Source organism: Streptomyces sp. P5F9, from assembly GCF_057961495.1.
The window spans coordinates 1-13974 of the sequence record NZ_JBXVPZ010000250.1; the positions used below are offsets into that span (position 1 = coordinate 1).

The following is a 13974-nucleotide window of genomic DNA, read 5'->3' on the forward strand; positions in this document are numbered from 1 at the left end:
CCACCCCACCCCCACCTCGACCGGCCAACACGGCCAGGGCCTGGTCCAGTTCGTCCTCGCCGCCCACGAGGGCCAACGCAACACCCGCCTCTTCTGGGCAGCCTGCCGCGCCTACGAGAACGACATCGGCCCCGCGCTGGTCGCCCCCCTGATCGAGGCGGCCCTGGGCACGGGGCTGTCGGAACGGGAAGCGCGGGCAACGATCGCTTCGGCGGCTCGGATGACGGGGCATCGGCCGTAAACCCGCTCCCGAGCACGCGCGACTGCAGACACGCGTAAGGGGTGTCCTCCATGGAGGACACCCCTTACAACACTGCGGTGGGTGTGGGATTTGAACCCACGGTGACATCGCTGCCACGACGGTTTTCAAGACCGTTCCCTTAGGCCGCTCGGGCAACCCACCTGGACCCCGCCTCACCTGCTGCGGAGCGGGCTACAGCCTACCGGGCCCGCACCACTCCGTGGGGGCTTGGTCCGTGCATGGTCCGTGGGCTCCGGAAACTGGTCCGTGGCCCAGACTTCCATGCCGCCCTCAGGCCCGTCGCACGGACCCCCGTGAGCGAGCCCGGCCGTCACGCTGAGTATTGACGGCCTCTGGCCGAACCGGCACGGACACCCACGTCACATAGCCGTCGTCGTCGCTCCGGTACTGCCCGACATCGTCGGCCAAGCGGTGCACGAGGTACAGGCCCGGTTCGTCCTCCGGCGCGGGCAACGCCTGGTCCATCTCGCCAACCGTGACCAGAACGTGCGCGCCGTCGTACGAGATGCGGCCCGCCAGGTCGACGCTCGCGCGGTGCCTCGAAGTGACGTCGACCAACTCCGTGAGCACCGCGAGCACCGACTGAGCCAAGGTCGTCGCCTCGGGCGCCGTGGCGAGCAGCGCCGGCAGCACCATCTCGACGAACCGGCGAGAGCGCCGCATTGCTTCGGCAGGACCGTGTTCGGGGCCGATACGGAACTCAAGGGAGTTCTCCGCGCCGAGGAAGGGCACGGCGTCAGCCTGTCCGGCTGCGGGTGTCCGCAGGCTGGCGGCCCGCAGTGGAGACATGGCGTCGGAGATCGTCACAAGCTGTCCGTCTCGTCGAATGACACGTGGTCGAATGTTAGTTCGATGCTGGAGGGCGTGCCGAGGGGTGGTCCAGCGAATATCCAGGTCCAACAGAGCGCGTGTACACGGCTGCGGACTGGAGGTACTGGAGCATGTGACGCCTCTCGTGCTTCCGGCATGCGGGCATGGATGGATAGAGCAGACGGTGATCGACCGGAGTCGGACCGTGTTACTCAGGGGTCAATCAAAGAACGACAACACCGCACACGTCAAACGATCTGGGTGGCCTCACAGGAAGCCCCCCGGATTGTTGGTTTCCCGGTATGGTGGCCATGCCCTCACCGTCCGCGCTAGAGAGATCGACCCAACGTGACGCCACGCCATGCCCCGGCGGGGTCCTTCACGGAACGCCTGAACCTGCTGTTCAAGGCCAGTGCCGTAGAGAATCCCGACCGACCTCGCACGTACACCGAATACACCCCCACGCAGGTGGCCCACGAGATCAACAAGAAGTTCGGCGCCGGCAGCATCACCGACGAGTACATCCGCAAGCTGCGCCGCGGAGACATCAAGAGCCCCAGCGTGCTCATGGCCTCGTACCTGGCGTGGTTCTTCAAGATGCCGCTCGACGTCTTCGCCGCGGTCACCGACGACGAGCCCAGCGAGCCGAGTGAGATCGCTAACAAGGTGCTGGCGGAGCTGCAACGAATCGCAGCGGTGAAGAGTCCAGAGCACCATGACGAGTCCATTCAGGTTCTCGCCCGGTCCGCTGGCCGACTCTCGCTTGAGGGACGACAACGTGCAGCCAGGTACGTCCAACACCTCGAACAGCTTGAGCAGATGGAAGACGGGCTTCAGACAGACGTCCCCCCCGAAGACCACTGACCACTTCCCCCACAAGGTGCGCAACGCCGGTGATCCACCGCCCCGACAAACACGTCCAACAGGCGCTCGACGGCTTCCAGATACCTGTTCCCCTCACCCTCAGCGCCCTGTTCGCTGCCATCCAGGCGCACTACCCCCGCCCCCTGGAGCTGCTCCGCGGGGAGTCGCCTCTCCCCGGAGTGCCGGCCAGCGGTCTCTGGCTCACGCGCCCTGACCAAGAGTCGGACGCAATGTGGGTTGACCCGGGCCTCAACGGGGCGGCGGCCGTGCACGTACTCGCCCACGAGGGTGGCCACTTCTTCCTTGGTCACAAGCCCATCGAGCTTCCGGCGGCCCGGCCAGCAGAGCCCTATGAGTTCCTCACCGCCGATTTCCTCGACGGCTGTCTCCTCGGGCGAACTCGCTCACAAGAAGGTCCGCACGACGCGGAGTACGCGGAGATCGAGGGCCAGGCCGAAGCCTTCGCCTTCCTCCTGCGCAAGCAGGCGGACCGGCGCGCACGCGATACCCGCTACAAGTCCGACCCGCTGTTGGACCGACTCCACCGCTCCCTGTAACCCGTCCACTTCCTGCCAGGAGCCTCGTTTCACCGTGCCCACTGACGACGTCATAGACCTCCTCACCACCGTCCCCCTTTGGGCGGTGGTGGCTTTCCGCCTGTACGCCCGTCCCACGACCAGTGGCCAGTGGGCCATCTTGTGGACCTTCACGACGCTCGCCGTCGGCGCCACCCTGCGTCTGACGGTCATCGAACACGCCCTCGCCAACAGCACCGGCATCGACGACCTGGCGATCCTGCCCAAGCACCTGCTGGTGATGCTGTCGTGCATGCTCCTGCTCGGCTGGGTTGAGTCGATCGTCCCGCCCCGCGACCCAGAGCCGACATGGCGCCGGTGGACGCAGTTGCGACCCCGCATGATCGTCTTCGCCGTCACCGGAGTCGCCGCGACCGTGGCGTTCCCGTTCGCCGCGCACTCGATCACCGCCCCCGACGGCTCGACCGACTTCGCCACCCCGCAGTACGGCGATCTCGCTGGAACCCTCCATCTCACCCTGTATCTGCTGCCCATGGGCCTCGCGCTGACCGCGTCGGCCGCCCTCTGCCTCACGGCCGCCCGGCGTACACAGTCGCGTCTGTTCCGACTGTGCATGCGTCTTCAGGGCGCAGGCGCCGCGGTGGGCGCGCTGTACCCGGTCTACAGATTCAGCTACCTCTTCTGCGGCCTGACTGGCTGGAACTACCCGCTCAATGAACTCCAGTTCCAGCGCGGTGGCAGCCTCATCCAGTTCGTGACGATTCTGATGACCATCGCTGGAAGTTCCGTGCGGGCGGCCGACGTGGTCATCCGAGCTGTCCGGCAGCGCCGCAGTCTGATCGCCCTGCGCCCCCTGTGGGTGGACCTCGTCTCGGTCCTCCCGCCGGACACCATCGCGCGGCACCTCCAGACCGGTACGTCTCTCGCCGAGGACCGCCGTCGACTGCGTGACCTGTACGGGCGCCTCGACGAACGCGTCGTGGAGATCGTCGACGCCTCCGTCACACTCCGCCCGTGGGTCGAGAAGACCCTCCCGGCCCGCGCTCTCGCAGCCACCCGGGCCATGGGCCTGCACGGCGCTGAAGCCCGCGCTGCTTCCGAAGCTCTCTGCCTGCACGTCGCCCGTACGAAGGCCGTCGAGGGTGAACCGTACGAGCGGAGCCCCGCTGTGGCCTTCACCTTGTCGATGCGTGACGACCTTGAGAGGAGCGCGGCCTGGCTAACCCGTGTGTCCAGCCACCACGCCTCGCCCCGCATCGTCGACGCCGCCCGCGTCCTCGCCAACCAGAACTCTCTCCAGGAAGTCTCGGCATGACCGCCACCGTCCCCCGCACCGAAAACGCTCTCGCCCGACGGATCACCGACGGCATGGAGCCGAAGAACGTCATCGTCTTGGTCAGCCTCGGGGTTGGCGCTGCTCAGGACAGCCCGCTCAGCGGCCTCGTCTGGGCGCTGGAAGCGATCGTGTTTGCGGCCGTGATCCCGATGGCCTACATCAAGTACGGCATGAGGCGCGGCATGTGGGCCGACCGCCACGTAGGCCAGAGGCAGCGCCGGATACTGCTCATACCCGTCATCATGGCGTCGGTCGCGACCGGCATTGGTCTCATGGTCTGGCTCGACGCCCCGAAGGCCATGGTCGCCCTCGTCGTCGCGATGCTCGCCACGCTCGCCGTCCTCCTCCCGGTCACCGCTTTCTGGAAGATCTCGGTGCACACCGCGGTCGCCGGCGGCGCCCTGGCGATGCTCGCCCTCTCCTGGAGCCCGCTCGTCTGGATCGTCTACCCGATCGTCGCGGTCATCGCGTGGTCCCGGATCTCCCTCCGTGACCACACCCTCGCGCAGACCATCGCCGGAGCGGTCGCGGGCACCGCAACCGCGGGCCTGGTCTTCGCCGCCCTCAGCTCGTGACGTAAGCCGATCCGGCCACCTACACCACCCGGCCATGAAGACCTCAACGCACCCGGCCCCCGGCGCATCGGCCCGCCACGTCGCCATCATCGCCGACGGCAATCGCCGATGGGCCGCGGCCCGGGGCGTGAGCGCGGCCAGCGGCTTCCAGCACGGCGCCCTCGCCGTCCGCCAAGTGCTCGGCGACTGCCGTGAACTCGGCCTGGACGCCGCCTCCGTGTTCCTCATGTCGAGCCGGAACTTCCTCCGCGACACCGAGGAGGTTGCCGTCCTGGTCGACGTCATCGCCGAGTTGCTGCACGACGTCGCGGACGAGTCCTCCGGGCCCGTCCGCGTCCTGCACAACGGCACCCTCCGCGGCTACGCCACCCCGCAGCTCCTGAAGGCGATCGAGTACGCCGAAGCCACCACCGTCGAGCGGGACGGGATGGCGGTCTGCCTCGGCGTCGGGTACGACGGACACGACGAGATCCGGCGGGCCGCCCACCAAGCAGCTACCTGCCCGGAGTACGACCCCTCGGTCAGACTGCCGATCGAGCGGTACCTGACCACGGCCGGCCTGCCCGACCTGGACCTGATCATTCGCACCAGCGGAGAGCGCCGCCTCTCCGGCTTCCTGCTCTGGCAGGCATGCGACGCGACCCTCCACTTCGACGAGCGATGGTGGCCCGACTACGACCGAACCCTGCTCGCTGATGCTTTGGCCGTCCACACGGAGCAGCGCCGCACCTTCGGCCGATGAGCCGGACAGTCCTCAGCTTGGGCCTCCAGGATCATCCTGGAGCCCCTCATGGACGGTACGCAGGCATGCCGGACGGCACTGACACCGCCCGGCCGGTCTCGCGGGCTGCTGTTCAGAACAGACCGAACTGCCCTGCACTCTCAAGGGTTTGACGCGTTTCCTCGGCCCGCTGCTTGGCTTCCGCGTTCGCCAGGAGGGCCTTGAGCGGGGCCTGCCTTTCGGCCTGGACCTTCTTGCGGGCCTGCAACTCCGCCGACGTCGCCCACCGGACCAGGACCTCGTGGTCGCCGAGGCCCGGCGGGTCGGAGAGCACCGTGCACTTCACGTGCGGCTGCTCCAGCCGGCCACTGATCTCCGCCAAGGTCCGGAGCCAGTTCGGGCCGTACGCGCCCGCGACGACGACGAGCGTCCCGGCGTCGTCACGGTGCTGCCGCACGGCGAACCCGTCGTGTTCGTGACGACCGGGCTGCCCCTCCTGCTGCTCGACCTCGGTCAGGTGCAGGCGAGTGAGGCCACCGTCCGTGAGGTGTCCAGCGATCGTGTGCGATCGGGTGGTGCGGGACATGGGGATTCTCCAGTTTGGGTCTGGGGGCCGGTTGCTCTCCGGCCCGTGGTGGAGCAGTGCGGCGGAGTCACGCCGCAAGACCAAGACTTCCGCGCTCGACGCGGGCGAGGTACTCGCGGGTGGCCTTCTTGCCGACGTAGCCGGAGAGCGCGGTGCCGCGCGGGGGCCGCTGCAACTCGCCGTGCTCGGCGTCGAGTTGCTTCGCCCGCTCGACGATCTGGCGCATGGACAGGCCGTGCTTGAAGTCGGCGCCGACCTTCGTCTCGACGGCGACGTACTGAGCGGCCTTCTTCGGGCGCAGCCGCGCGGCGAGGACGACGTCCGCCTCACACCCGAGTACGCAGAACGAGCAGGACAGGCGACTCATGCCCCAGTCGTACGCCTCGTGGTACGGAAGGCCGGAGCGGGCGATCTCCTTCCAGACCTCCGCGTCCGTCCATCCGTGGATCGGTCTCCACGTCGTCACGTGCCGCTTGCCGTTGCTCGCCGGACGGTCGATCTCGACCGCAGCGAGCTTGGCGCGCGGCGCCGACTCGGCGGCCCGCTGGCCCATGCAGTTCAGGATGCGCACCGGGCGTCCCAGGTCGCCGAGTTCGGCCACGAGCCGCGTCATCAGCTTCCGGATCGGGCCCCGCTTCAAGTCCGAAGTGCACCATCTAGCTGAGGATGAAGGCCAAGCCGGGGCGACCTTGGCCGTTGCCGGGTCGAGACCCTGTTCGCGGGCTTCCTTCTCGGCCTTCGCCTTCAGCTTGAAGAAGCGGGCGACGGTGCGCGCCAGGAGGTCGCCGCCCTCGGCCTTGACTACCTCGAACCGCACGCCGAGGCGGCGGGCCTGCTCCTCGGCGAGCTGGCGGGTGTTCGCCCACTCGATGTCCCCGAGGTCGGCATGCACGATCACGACGCGGTGCAGCAGGCCGAGCTTGGCGGCCAGGTGGCAAACGTGGGAGGCCATCGCCTGGCTGTCCTTCCCACCACTGGAGTTCAGAAGAATCCAGTCGGCCGCGCGGAGCAGCGCGGTCGCAATGGTCGTGGCCGGCACTTCGGGCACGGACGGGTGGACGCGGCGAACGCGCTTCGGCGCGGGAGCGAGGGTGGAGTCGGCGAACAGGGTCAGTTGAGCGCTCACGGTGTCCTCGTCGGGAGGTTCGGGGCGGAAGGCTGGGAGGGTGCCGGGGCGCGGCGGTTTAGGTCGCGCCCCGGCGAGACGTCAGGCCGTGAGCGCGACGCGAGCGTCGGTGTCCCACGCGGGGATGGCGAGACCGAGTTCGACGTAGCGGGCGGCACGCGCCGCGGCCTTGCCGGGCCCGCCGTACGGGCAGCCCTTGTGACGGCGGGGCGGGGCGGGGTTTGCACCCTTCCGGTCCCGCATGTGGCTGTAGTAGACGTCGATGTCCTCGCCGCACAGCAGGTCGTGCAGGGCCCAGCGGTGCTCGCTGCCGGGGTAGCCACGGTGGACGCCTGCGCATCGCGTGCGGGTGCAGTCCTCGGGCTCGTCGAACAGCTCGGTGCGCGGGGCGTAGCCGAGTTCGAGCATCCGCAGCCACGCGGCGGCGAGGCTTTCCCGGTTGCGCGGGGTCTCGGGCAGGAACGGGGACAGGAACGGCGCGGTCATGGCGCTGTGCCCTTTCGGGAGTTGGGGTGAGCGAGAGAGAGGGCCGGGGCGCGGGCAGCGCCCCGGCGGACGGTCACGCCGTCAGGTCGAGCGGGGACACCGCGCTGTCCTGCTGCCAGTCGGACAGGGAGGCCAGGAGGCGGTTTCGCCACGCGAGCGCGTACCGGGGGCAGTTCGAGCACGTCTTGTGCGCGCAGCCGGACAGCGGGGCGTGATGGCGGGCGTTGAAGCTCCAGGCGAGGGAATCGGAGCTGTAGAGGAGGTGGTGGACCTCGCGTAGGCCAGTCGCTTTGAAGCCGAAGCCGTGCAGGCGGATGCCGAGTCCGTACAGGGTCTCCACGATCTGGACGGCTTCCTTGGTGGACTGCCGTCGGCACACGGAGCCGAGACCGACCAGCGGCTCAACGGTGAGGTCGATGCCCATGGAGGCGTACATGTCGACACACCGGAGGTAGTCGTCCAGCGTCCAGCCCTGGAGGACGGGCATCCACGGAAGTTCGTCGTCGTGCCACATCAGGTTGAGGTACGAGGCGACGGTGCGGCACTGGTGGTCGTAGATCGTCTGGCCGGTCTTGGCGAGGATCTGCGGCTCGCACATCCAGTCCTGGATCGCCGCGCGTTCCAATTCGCCCACCTCGTCGGCGTACCGACGTACCGCGGCGGCGTACTGGGCCGGGGGCACGGTCCACTTGCCGTACATGCTCAGTTCCGTGAACCCGCCGGAGTCGAGCATCCAGGAGGTGACGGCGCGCGGCAGGCGGCGCCGCCCGGCGAGGCGGCGGTGCGAGACGCACAGCGGCACGGCCAGGCTGCCGCCGAACTCGGGCCGCTCCAGCCATGACGGCTGATGCGTGCCCAGGTAGCTCCAGCGGTCGGCCTCGCCGTACTGGAGATAGGTACGGCCGGGGTCGACGGGGCCCGGCGGTAGCGCGGGAACGACCGCAGCAGCCGCGGGCACGTCGAAGAGTGCGATGGACTTCACGAGGAGTCCCTTTCGATTCGGGTCTTCGTCGGCGGTTGCTCTCCACCAACACCCCAAATAATACAGCACACGTCACACTTGGTCTACTCGGCCTTAGATATCAGGCCGTCAGCTCCACCTCCGACGCGCTCTGTTCATTCCGCAGCAGGCGCACCGGCACCGGCCCCATCGTCCGGCCCCGCTTCTGCACGACGAGCGGCCGGACCGGCGCCCACCGCGTCCCCACCAAGCCCGTGACCCGCGTCCACTTCGCCTCGAACCCCGCGTCCGGCCTCTTCGCCGTGCGCTGCTTGTCCTCGACGCCTGCCGGGGCCGCCACCAAGTACGCGACCGCCGACGGGTAACCGTCCCCCGCCTCCAGGTAGTGCGCGCGCCGGATCACCGACTTCTCCCCGGCACGTACCCGCGCGCCCGCCTCCCGGCCCCACCGCAGCAACGTCATCTCCGCGTCGGACCGCGAGCCCTCCCACACGGTCCGCACCGACCGCCACGCCTGCCCCTTCGCCTGCTCCCCTCGGCACGCCGGATCGGCCCCGCCGCACGACGGCACGCTCCCGCCCGCCTGGTGGCGCCGCCGGCATTCCGTCGACCGCTTCGTACGGCACCACCACCGCAGCGAAGAGCACCGTTTGCCGTGCCAGGTCCGGCAGTCCTTCGTCCGGCCCGGCAGGTACAGGCGCCTCACCTCGTACAGCGCGAACGGCGCGCCCTCCAGGTCCCGTTCGAACCGCGTCAGCACCTCGTTGTTGCGCGGGTCCTCGGCGAGCTGCTGGTACAGGGAGCGCTCCCCGTACAGCGCGACCTTCTCGTTCAGGGCCTGCGAGGCGTACTCCATCATCAGGACCGCGGACCCGATCTCCGGGTGCTCCCGAAGACGGTCCTCGTGCCGCTCCCTGGACGCGCACACGCCACTGAACGGGCACTGCGCGCAGTAGCTCTTCTTGATCTTCTCGCCGAGTCGCCCGTACACGTACGCCTCGACGGCGGCCCGGGACATGCCCTCCTCGATCAGCGGGTAGTACGGCTCGCAGATCACGCGTCCCGCGTCCCGGTTGTGACGCTGCTGGATCTCCGTGTCCTTTTCCGCGCGGTCCGGCTCTCCAGCGTGGTAGCCGATAACCCGGCGGAACGGCGTGGTGCCGAACTCGTGCGCGGCCCAGGCGTCAAGGCACCATCCCTTAAACCGAATTGAGCACGTCCTACGCCCCGAAGCCATCTGGGGCACCGTGCCGGCCGCACGCAGCTCGGTCGACAGCCGCCAAGGACCCACCGGGCGGACGTACCTCGGCGTGCGGGTGTCGCTGAGGATGACCACTCCGTCGGCGTCGCGGCGTCCGCCGCGCGCGATCTGGACGGTGCGCACCTTCCGGGCCGCGAGGAGCGGGAGCACCAGGCGGTCGACGTACGAGAGCGAGTCCGGCCACTCGTCTCCGGTCACAGAGTGCACGACCACCAGGTCGGACAGGTCCCGCTTGAGTCCGTAGTCCTCGGGCGCGGCGAGGAACTTCAGCAGGATCGCCGTCGAGTCGGCGCCGAGTCCGTACGAGAGGACGGTGCGCATCTTGCCGACTGCCCTGGGCATGAGGGCTGGGGCGGACGGCTCGGGCAGGGTGAACAGGGTGGTCTGGGCCGTGGCAACCACGAGCGGGGCCTTTCGGGTTCGGGTCTTTGGCGGGTTGCTCTCCCGCCGGAAGGTGGCCGGGGCGCGACTGCGGCGCCCCGGCCGGGAAGAGCGTGTGGTGGGTTGTCAGGCGGTGCGCTGGGACTGCGGGAAGCCGGTGGTCAAGCGGCTGCCCAGTTCGGTCACGAACGGCGCGTAGAGGGGACCGTGTACGCCATCGTCGCCGTCGTTGGAGTGCACGGTGCCATTGGCGTCGCGGAACTCGATCAGGCCGTCGCGGTGCAGGGCGTTCGCCGTCGGCCACGGGGTACCGCCCGGGAGGCGACCGTCCGGCCCGGCGGTGCGGAGTGCGGCGTTGCCCGCGTCGGTGAGCAGCGCGCGGCGGCCCCGGCTGTTGATGACCAGGAACGTCGGCCCGTCGTACCCGGCCCAGCGTGCGCCTGCGGCGGCCCGCCCGGTGTTGGTCACCTCGGTCACCCAGCGGGAGAGGCAAATGGCCTCCAGGACACGGGTGTTGGTCTCCTGGACGCGGCCCTTGGGGTCAGCGAGTGCGCCGAGCAGCGCGCGGCGGTGTGCCGGAGTGGGCGTCTTGCGTGCAGTCATGGCCATGGTGTCGGTCCTTCGGTGTTGAGGGAGTGCAGAGCAGGGCGAGCGTCAGACGACGTCGGTGCTGTCGTAGAAGGTGGCCAGTCCTCCGGTGAACCGCTCGCGGCCCAGGGGGAAGGCAGGGGCGGCGAACTCGGCACGCACCTGTCGCACGTACTCGACTTCGGACACGGCGCGCACCGCGTGATCGACGGTGCGGAAGCCGACGACGCTCCACTTCTCGACGCCGTATCGCACCGTGAGGGTGACCGGGTCGGTGTACTCGACGAGTCGGATCATCAGGACCGCACCGTTGATGACGGATTCACGCAGTGTCTTGCCGACGAGGAGTTCCACGGAGTAATCGGGTGCATGCTCGCGGGCGACACCAACTGGGCCGGAGTCGGCGAGGACGACGCGCAGCGGCCCGTACAGGGCGGTCATCTTGTCCACGCTGGGGTAGGCGGAGTTGAAGGGCACGACGGTCCCCTTTCGGTTCGGATCTTGCTGGCGGTTGCTCTCCACCAACACTTCAAATAGTACAGCACGCGTCATGTCGGAGGTAGTGATCCCTGGGAAATAAGCTGGTCGACCCCCGAGACGCCGTGCGCTGAGCCGAACGTCGAGCGGGACCTAGTTGGTCATCATGTTGGTGAGGTGGGGTCCGACGTATCCGACGACGAGACGGCCGGCACTGCCGCCCCGCGTACCCTTCACGTCGTCCAGGAAGTACACCCGCGGTGCGATCCTGCCGCGTGCGGCGAGCTTGAGGTGCGCCTGCATCTCTGCACACCCGCCGTCGGGGATCGGAAACAGCCGCTCGTGCCCGTACTGCTCCATCGTCGGCGCGCTCTCCGTCATCGCGACCTGCTTGACGGGGTACGGCTTCGCCCCCGCGGGCGGGGTCACGCAGAACTGGTAGAACCCGCCGTTGAACCCGTGGCGCGCCGCCGCAGCGTACGAATCGAGGGAGACCAGGGCCGTCCAGCCCTTCGCCGCCCAGGTGCGCGACATCGGGTGCTCGTCGAGCCCCAACGCGATCCGCCGGTCCGCGGTCACTGTCAGGTGCTCCAGCTCCCCCAGACGTTCCCACAGCTCCTCGAACGACGACGGTATGCCCGGCAGGCTCTCGGCGGCCTCTGCAACCTCCTCGGAGCGTCCCTGACGCAGCAGCAAGAGCCGGAGCCGGTCCGCCTCGGCCCTCACCTGCTGCAACGCGTCCAGCGTCGTCAGGTGGTCCTCAATCTCGCCGTCCCGCTCGGCGATGACCGCTTGGAGCTGGTCCTGCGCCGACGCGTTCGTCCACTCGGCCAGATCGACGGTCCGCCCGAGTTCCGACAGCTCCTTGTCGGCCTGCTCCAGCAGTCCGTTCAACAGGCTTACCTCGGCGCGCAGTTCCTCCTCGTGCTCGCCCGCCCGCTGCATCGGTACGGCCGCGAGCAACCGCGCCTTGTCCATGGACTCGCGGCGCTCCTGCCGGTGCTGTTCGGCGACACGGTCAGGGAACGCCACGGTGGAGAGCTGACGGGGCAGGGGCCGCTCCAGAGCGAACGCGTGCACGCGGCGGGCGACGCCGTGCCATGCACTGTCGGACGGGTCGGTCCACCGTACGGGCCCGAGGAATCGGTGCCGCGACGCGTCCGGTGCCCACGCCGGATCGACGAGCGGCAGGAAGGTGCGCACGGTGCCGGGGCCGACGCGATGGTCGTGGCCGATCGCTTCACGGAACGCGTCGACCGTGGCCAGGTCCCAGAGCAGGTAAGAGGACGCGTCTCCGGCGAGCTGTCGCATCGTGCCGGCCACGCGCTCCGACCACAGGGGATCAGGCTGCACCGGTCGCGCGGCAACGACGGTGGGCATCTGCCGCCCGGGGTCGCACAGCACGTCGACGAGTTGGCCGACGCGGTCGCGGGTGACGCGCAGCGCGTTGACGCTGAGCCGCGACATGCCGTCGCGCGGTTCCAGTTCCCCCACCAGGTCACGGATGATCCCGGGTTTGCTGGGGCGCAGTATCTGCCCGTTGTTCGGGAAGCACTCCAGGTCGACACTCACGGTGCCGCCGTCGCCCGTGGTGGAGCGGACGGCGGTCACGGTGGTGCGCCAGGTCGCCTCGGCCTTGTCCTCGCGGAGCTGGATTCGGGTGGCGTACTCAGTACCGCTCTGGTCGTACGCGGCCTGCGACAACAGTAGGGAGGACTCGTCGAGCGCGTGCTGACCGGTGCCAAGCTGCACGGTGGTGCGCGGGAACTTCTTCTTCAACCACGCCCCGGACACCCAGCGGACGGTATCGAGCAGCGTTTCTGCGTCGGGCACGGCGAACACGGAACGGTGGGCGAGAGTGCTGGCGGGTGTACTCACGAGAACCTCAACGTGGGCGGGGCCTGGCGTGTGACCAGACCGGCGGAGTAGCCCCGTGCGCAGGTCAGCGAGCCTATGGGCGGGTACTGACAGCGCACGGGGAGAACGGGGGGAGATGGCCGACGTCCGACCCCCGGCCTGGGGGCCTGCCGTTGGGCTTGAGGTCACGAGCCGAAGTGACTGCGACCGTCGTGGTGGAGGTGGCTGCCATCCACGTGAAGGTGCTTGGTCGCGTCGTAGTCCTTCCACGTACGCACGGCCGTGTCCCAGCCGGACTCACCGACGATCCATCCGTAGAAGTAGCCGGTGCCGAACTGCCGGAACTGACCAAGTCCCTGTTCATCGGGGTTCTCGGCAAGAACGGCCTCGAACACCGCCCGGATCGCACGGGTCTCGAACGTGTCGGCGTCGAAGCGCCGGGACTCGAAGTGGCAGTAGCCGTAGTCCTTCTTGTCCGTACGGGAGGAGACGGCCAGCCGCTCTGCGATGGCGTCGGGGAGCACCACGACGGGCCGGTCCCAGGCGTCCAACGTGACGGTGATGTGCGCCGTGGTCAGCTCAACAACGGGCATCGGAGCATTCATCAGAGAAGGTCCTTCCAAGGGCTAGGAGACGGGATTTCGCGAGTTTTGAGAGACCTCTACGCGCGCGCACGCGTAAGAGCGCGTTGCTTCGCGTTGTTGAGGCTGGTGCGGCTCGTGTGGTCAGTCGCCGTGGTGGAAGTGGTCGGCGATGCCGGGGAAGGCGTTCTCGTCGGCGTAGAGGACGTCTTCGAGCATGAGCAGCGCCCACTCGTCGTGGTGGTCGCGTATGGCGAGCCCGACGGCCTGCGCCTCGCTGCGCGCGGTGTACGAGAGGACCTTGTACGGCGACTCGAACACGGAGTCGTCTAGGGCGTCGCGCTGCATGGCGGCTTCGACGGGGTGAGCGGCGACGCGTTCGATGTGCAGGACGCGCCTCTCGGGGATGTAGGTGTCCTCGCCGAGTCGGCTGTAGTCGCCTTCGTCGTTCACCACCAGGAGGAAGGTCGACAGGCTCTTGTCGAGTCGGGCGCGGTAGGCGGGGGCGGAGTCGAGAGTCACGGTGGGGTCCTTCCGTTGGTGAGTGGGCACGCTGGGGCGGTGCG

At 68.8% G+C, this 13974-nt stretch carries 16 protein-coding genes, 1 tRNA gene and 1 pseudogene; 6 read left to right on the forward strand and 12 right to left on the reverse strand.

From position 1 onward, the window contains the following. Positions 1–241 (forward strand): annotated as a pseudogene (locus AC31A1_RS31690) (bifunctional DNA primase/polymerase); the annotation flags it as partial. 75 nt (positions 242–316) lie between these two features. On the opposite strand, the gene AC31A1_RS31695 reads toward AC31A1_RS31690, so the two are convergent. Next, positions 317–403 (reverse strand) — tRNA-Ser (locus AC31A1_RS31695). 129 nt (positions 404–532) lie between these two features. Then, positions 533–1069, reverse strand: coding sequence for a hypothetical protein (locus tag AC31A1_RS31700; protein ID WP_489656624.1), 537 nt, complete (start codon positions 1067–1069; stop codon positions 533–535). Between the two features lie 351 nt (positions 1070–1420). Here AC31A1_RS31700 and AC31A1_RS31705 point away from each other — a divergent pair, with 351 nt between their 5' ends. From AC31A1_RS31705 to uppS, 5 genes are read left to right on the forward strand one after another with little or no spacing between them, the layout of a single operon-like run. Beyond that, positions 1421–1936, forward strand: coding sequence for a hypothetical protein (locus tag AC31A1_RS31705; RefSeq protein WP_489656625.1), 516 nt, complete (start codon positions 1421–1423; stop codon positions 1934–1936). Positions 1937–1965: 29 nt separating this feature from the next. After that, positions 1966–2493, forward strand: coding sequence for a hypothetical protein (locus AC31A1_RS31710; protein ID WP_489656626.1), 528 nt, complete (start codon positions 1966–1968; stop codon positions 2491–2493). 34 nt (positions 2494–2527) lie between these two features. Then, positions 2528–3787, forward strand: coding sequence for an MAB_1171c family putative transporter (locus tag AC31A1_RS31715; RefSeq protein ID WP_489656627.1), 1260 nt, complete (start codon positions 2528–2530; stop codon positions 3785–3787). Then, the gene (locus tag AC31A1_RS31720; protein ID WP_489656628.1) at positions 3784–4383 is read left to right on the forward strand and encodes a hypothetical protein; all 600 of its coding nucleotides are present in this window, start codon (positions 3784–3786) and stop codon (positions 4381–4383) included. Before AC31A1_RS31715 ends, AC31A1_RS31720 begins: the two co-directional genes overlap by 4 nt. 34 nt (positions 4384–4417) lie before the next feature. Further along, the gene (gene uppS / locus AC31A1_RS31725; RefSeq protein WP_489656629.1) at positions 4418–5125 is read left to right on the forward strand and encodes a polyprenyl diphosphate synthase; all 708 of its coding nucleotides are present in this window, start codon (positions 4418–4420) and stop codon (positions 5123–5125) included. Between the two features lie 112 nt (positions 5126–5237). Here uppS and AC31A1_RS31730 read toward each other — a convergent pair whose 3' ends face one another. The 10 genes from AC31A1_RS31730 to AC31A1_RS31775 form a co-directional block, all read right to left on the reverse strand. Then, positions 5238–5690 carry a hypothetical protein gene (locus tag AC31A1_RS31730; protein WP_489656630.1) on the reverse strand — a complete coding sequence of 151 codons (453 nt, stop codon included), beginning with the start codon at positions 5688–5690 and terminating at the stop codon, positions 5238–5240. Positions 5691–5757: 67 nt separating this feature from the next. Continuing rightward, positions 5758–6816, reverse strand: coding sequence for a phosphoadenosine phosphosulfate reductase family protein (locus tag AC31A1_RS31735; RefSeq protein ID WP_489656631.1), 1059 nt, complete (start codon positions 6814–6816; stop codon positions 5758–5760). An 81-nt stretch (positions 6817–6897) separates the two neighbouring features. Beyond that, the gene (locus tag AC31A1_RS31740; protein WP_489656632.1) at positions 6898–7302 is read right to left on the reverse strand and encodes a hypothetical protein; all 405 of its coding nucleotides are present in this window, start codon (positions 7300–7302) and stop codon (positions 6898–6900) included. 73 nt (positions 7303–7375) lie between these two features. Then, positions 7376–8284, reverse strand: coding sequence for a deazapurine DNA modification protein DpdA family protein (locus AC31A1_RS31745; RefSeq protein ID WP_489656633.1), 909 nt, complete (start codon positions 8282–8284; stop codon positions 7376–7378). Positions 8285–8384: 100 nt separating this feature from the next. Next, complete coding sequence (locus AC31A1_RS31750) at positions 8385–9926, reverse strand: hypothetical protein (protein ID WP_489656634.1); 1542 nt, start codon at positions 9924–9926, stop codon at positions 8385–8387. Between the two features lie 105 nt (positions 9927–10031). Then, a complete protein-coding gene (locus AC31A1_RS31755; protein WP_489656635.1) occupies positions 10032–10514 on the reverse strand; it encodes a hypothetical protein in 483 nt (160 codons plus the stop codon). A 45-nt stretch (positions 10515–10559) separates the two neighbouring features. Further along, positions 10560–10970 (reverse strand): hypothetical protein, encoded by a 411-nt coding sequence (locus AC31A1_RS31760; RefSeq protein ID WP_489656636.1) that lies wholly within the window; start codon positions 10968–10970, stop codon positions 10560–10562. Positions 10971–11123: 153 nt separating this feature from the next. Further along, positions 11124–12803: a hypothetical protein gene (locus AC31A1_RS31765; protein ID WP_489656637.1), complete on the reverse strand. Its 1680-nt coding sequence runs from the start codon at positions 12801–12803 to the stop codon at positions 11124–11126. A gap of 209 nt (positions 12804–13012) precedes the next feature. Then, positions 13013–13432, reverse strand: coding sequence for a hypothetical protein (locus tag AC31A1_RS31770; RefSeq protein ID WP_489656638.1), 420 nt, complete (start codon positions 13430–13432; stop codon positions 13013–13015). 120 nt (positions 13433–13552) lie between these two features. After that, positions 13553–13974: hypothetical protein (locus tag AC31A1_RS31775; protein WP_489656639.1), on the reverse strand; the 422-nt coding region annotated here is incomplete at its 5' end.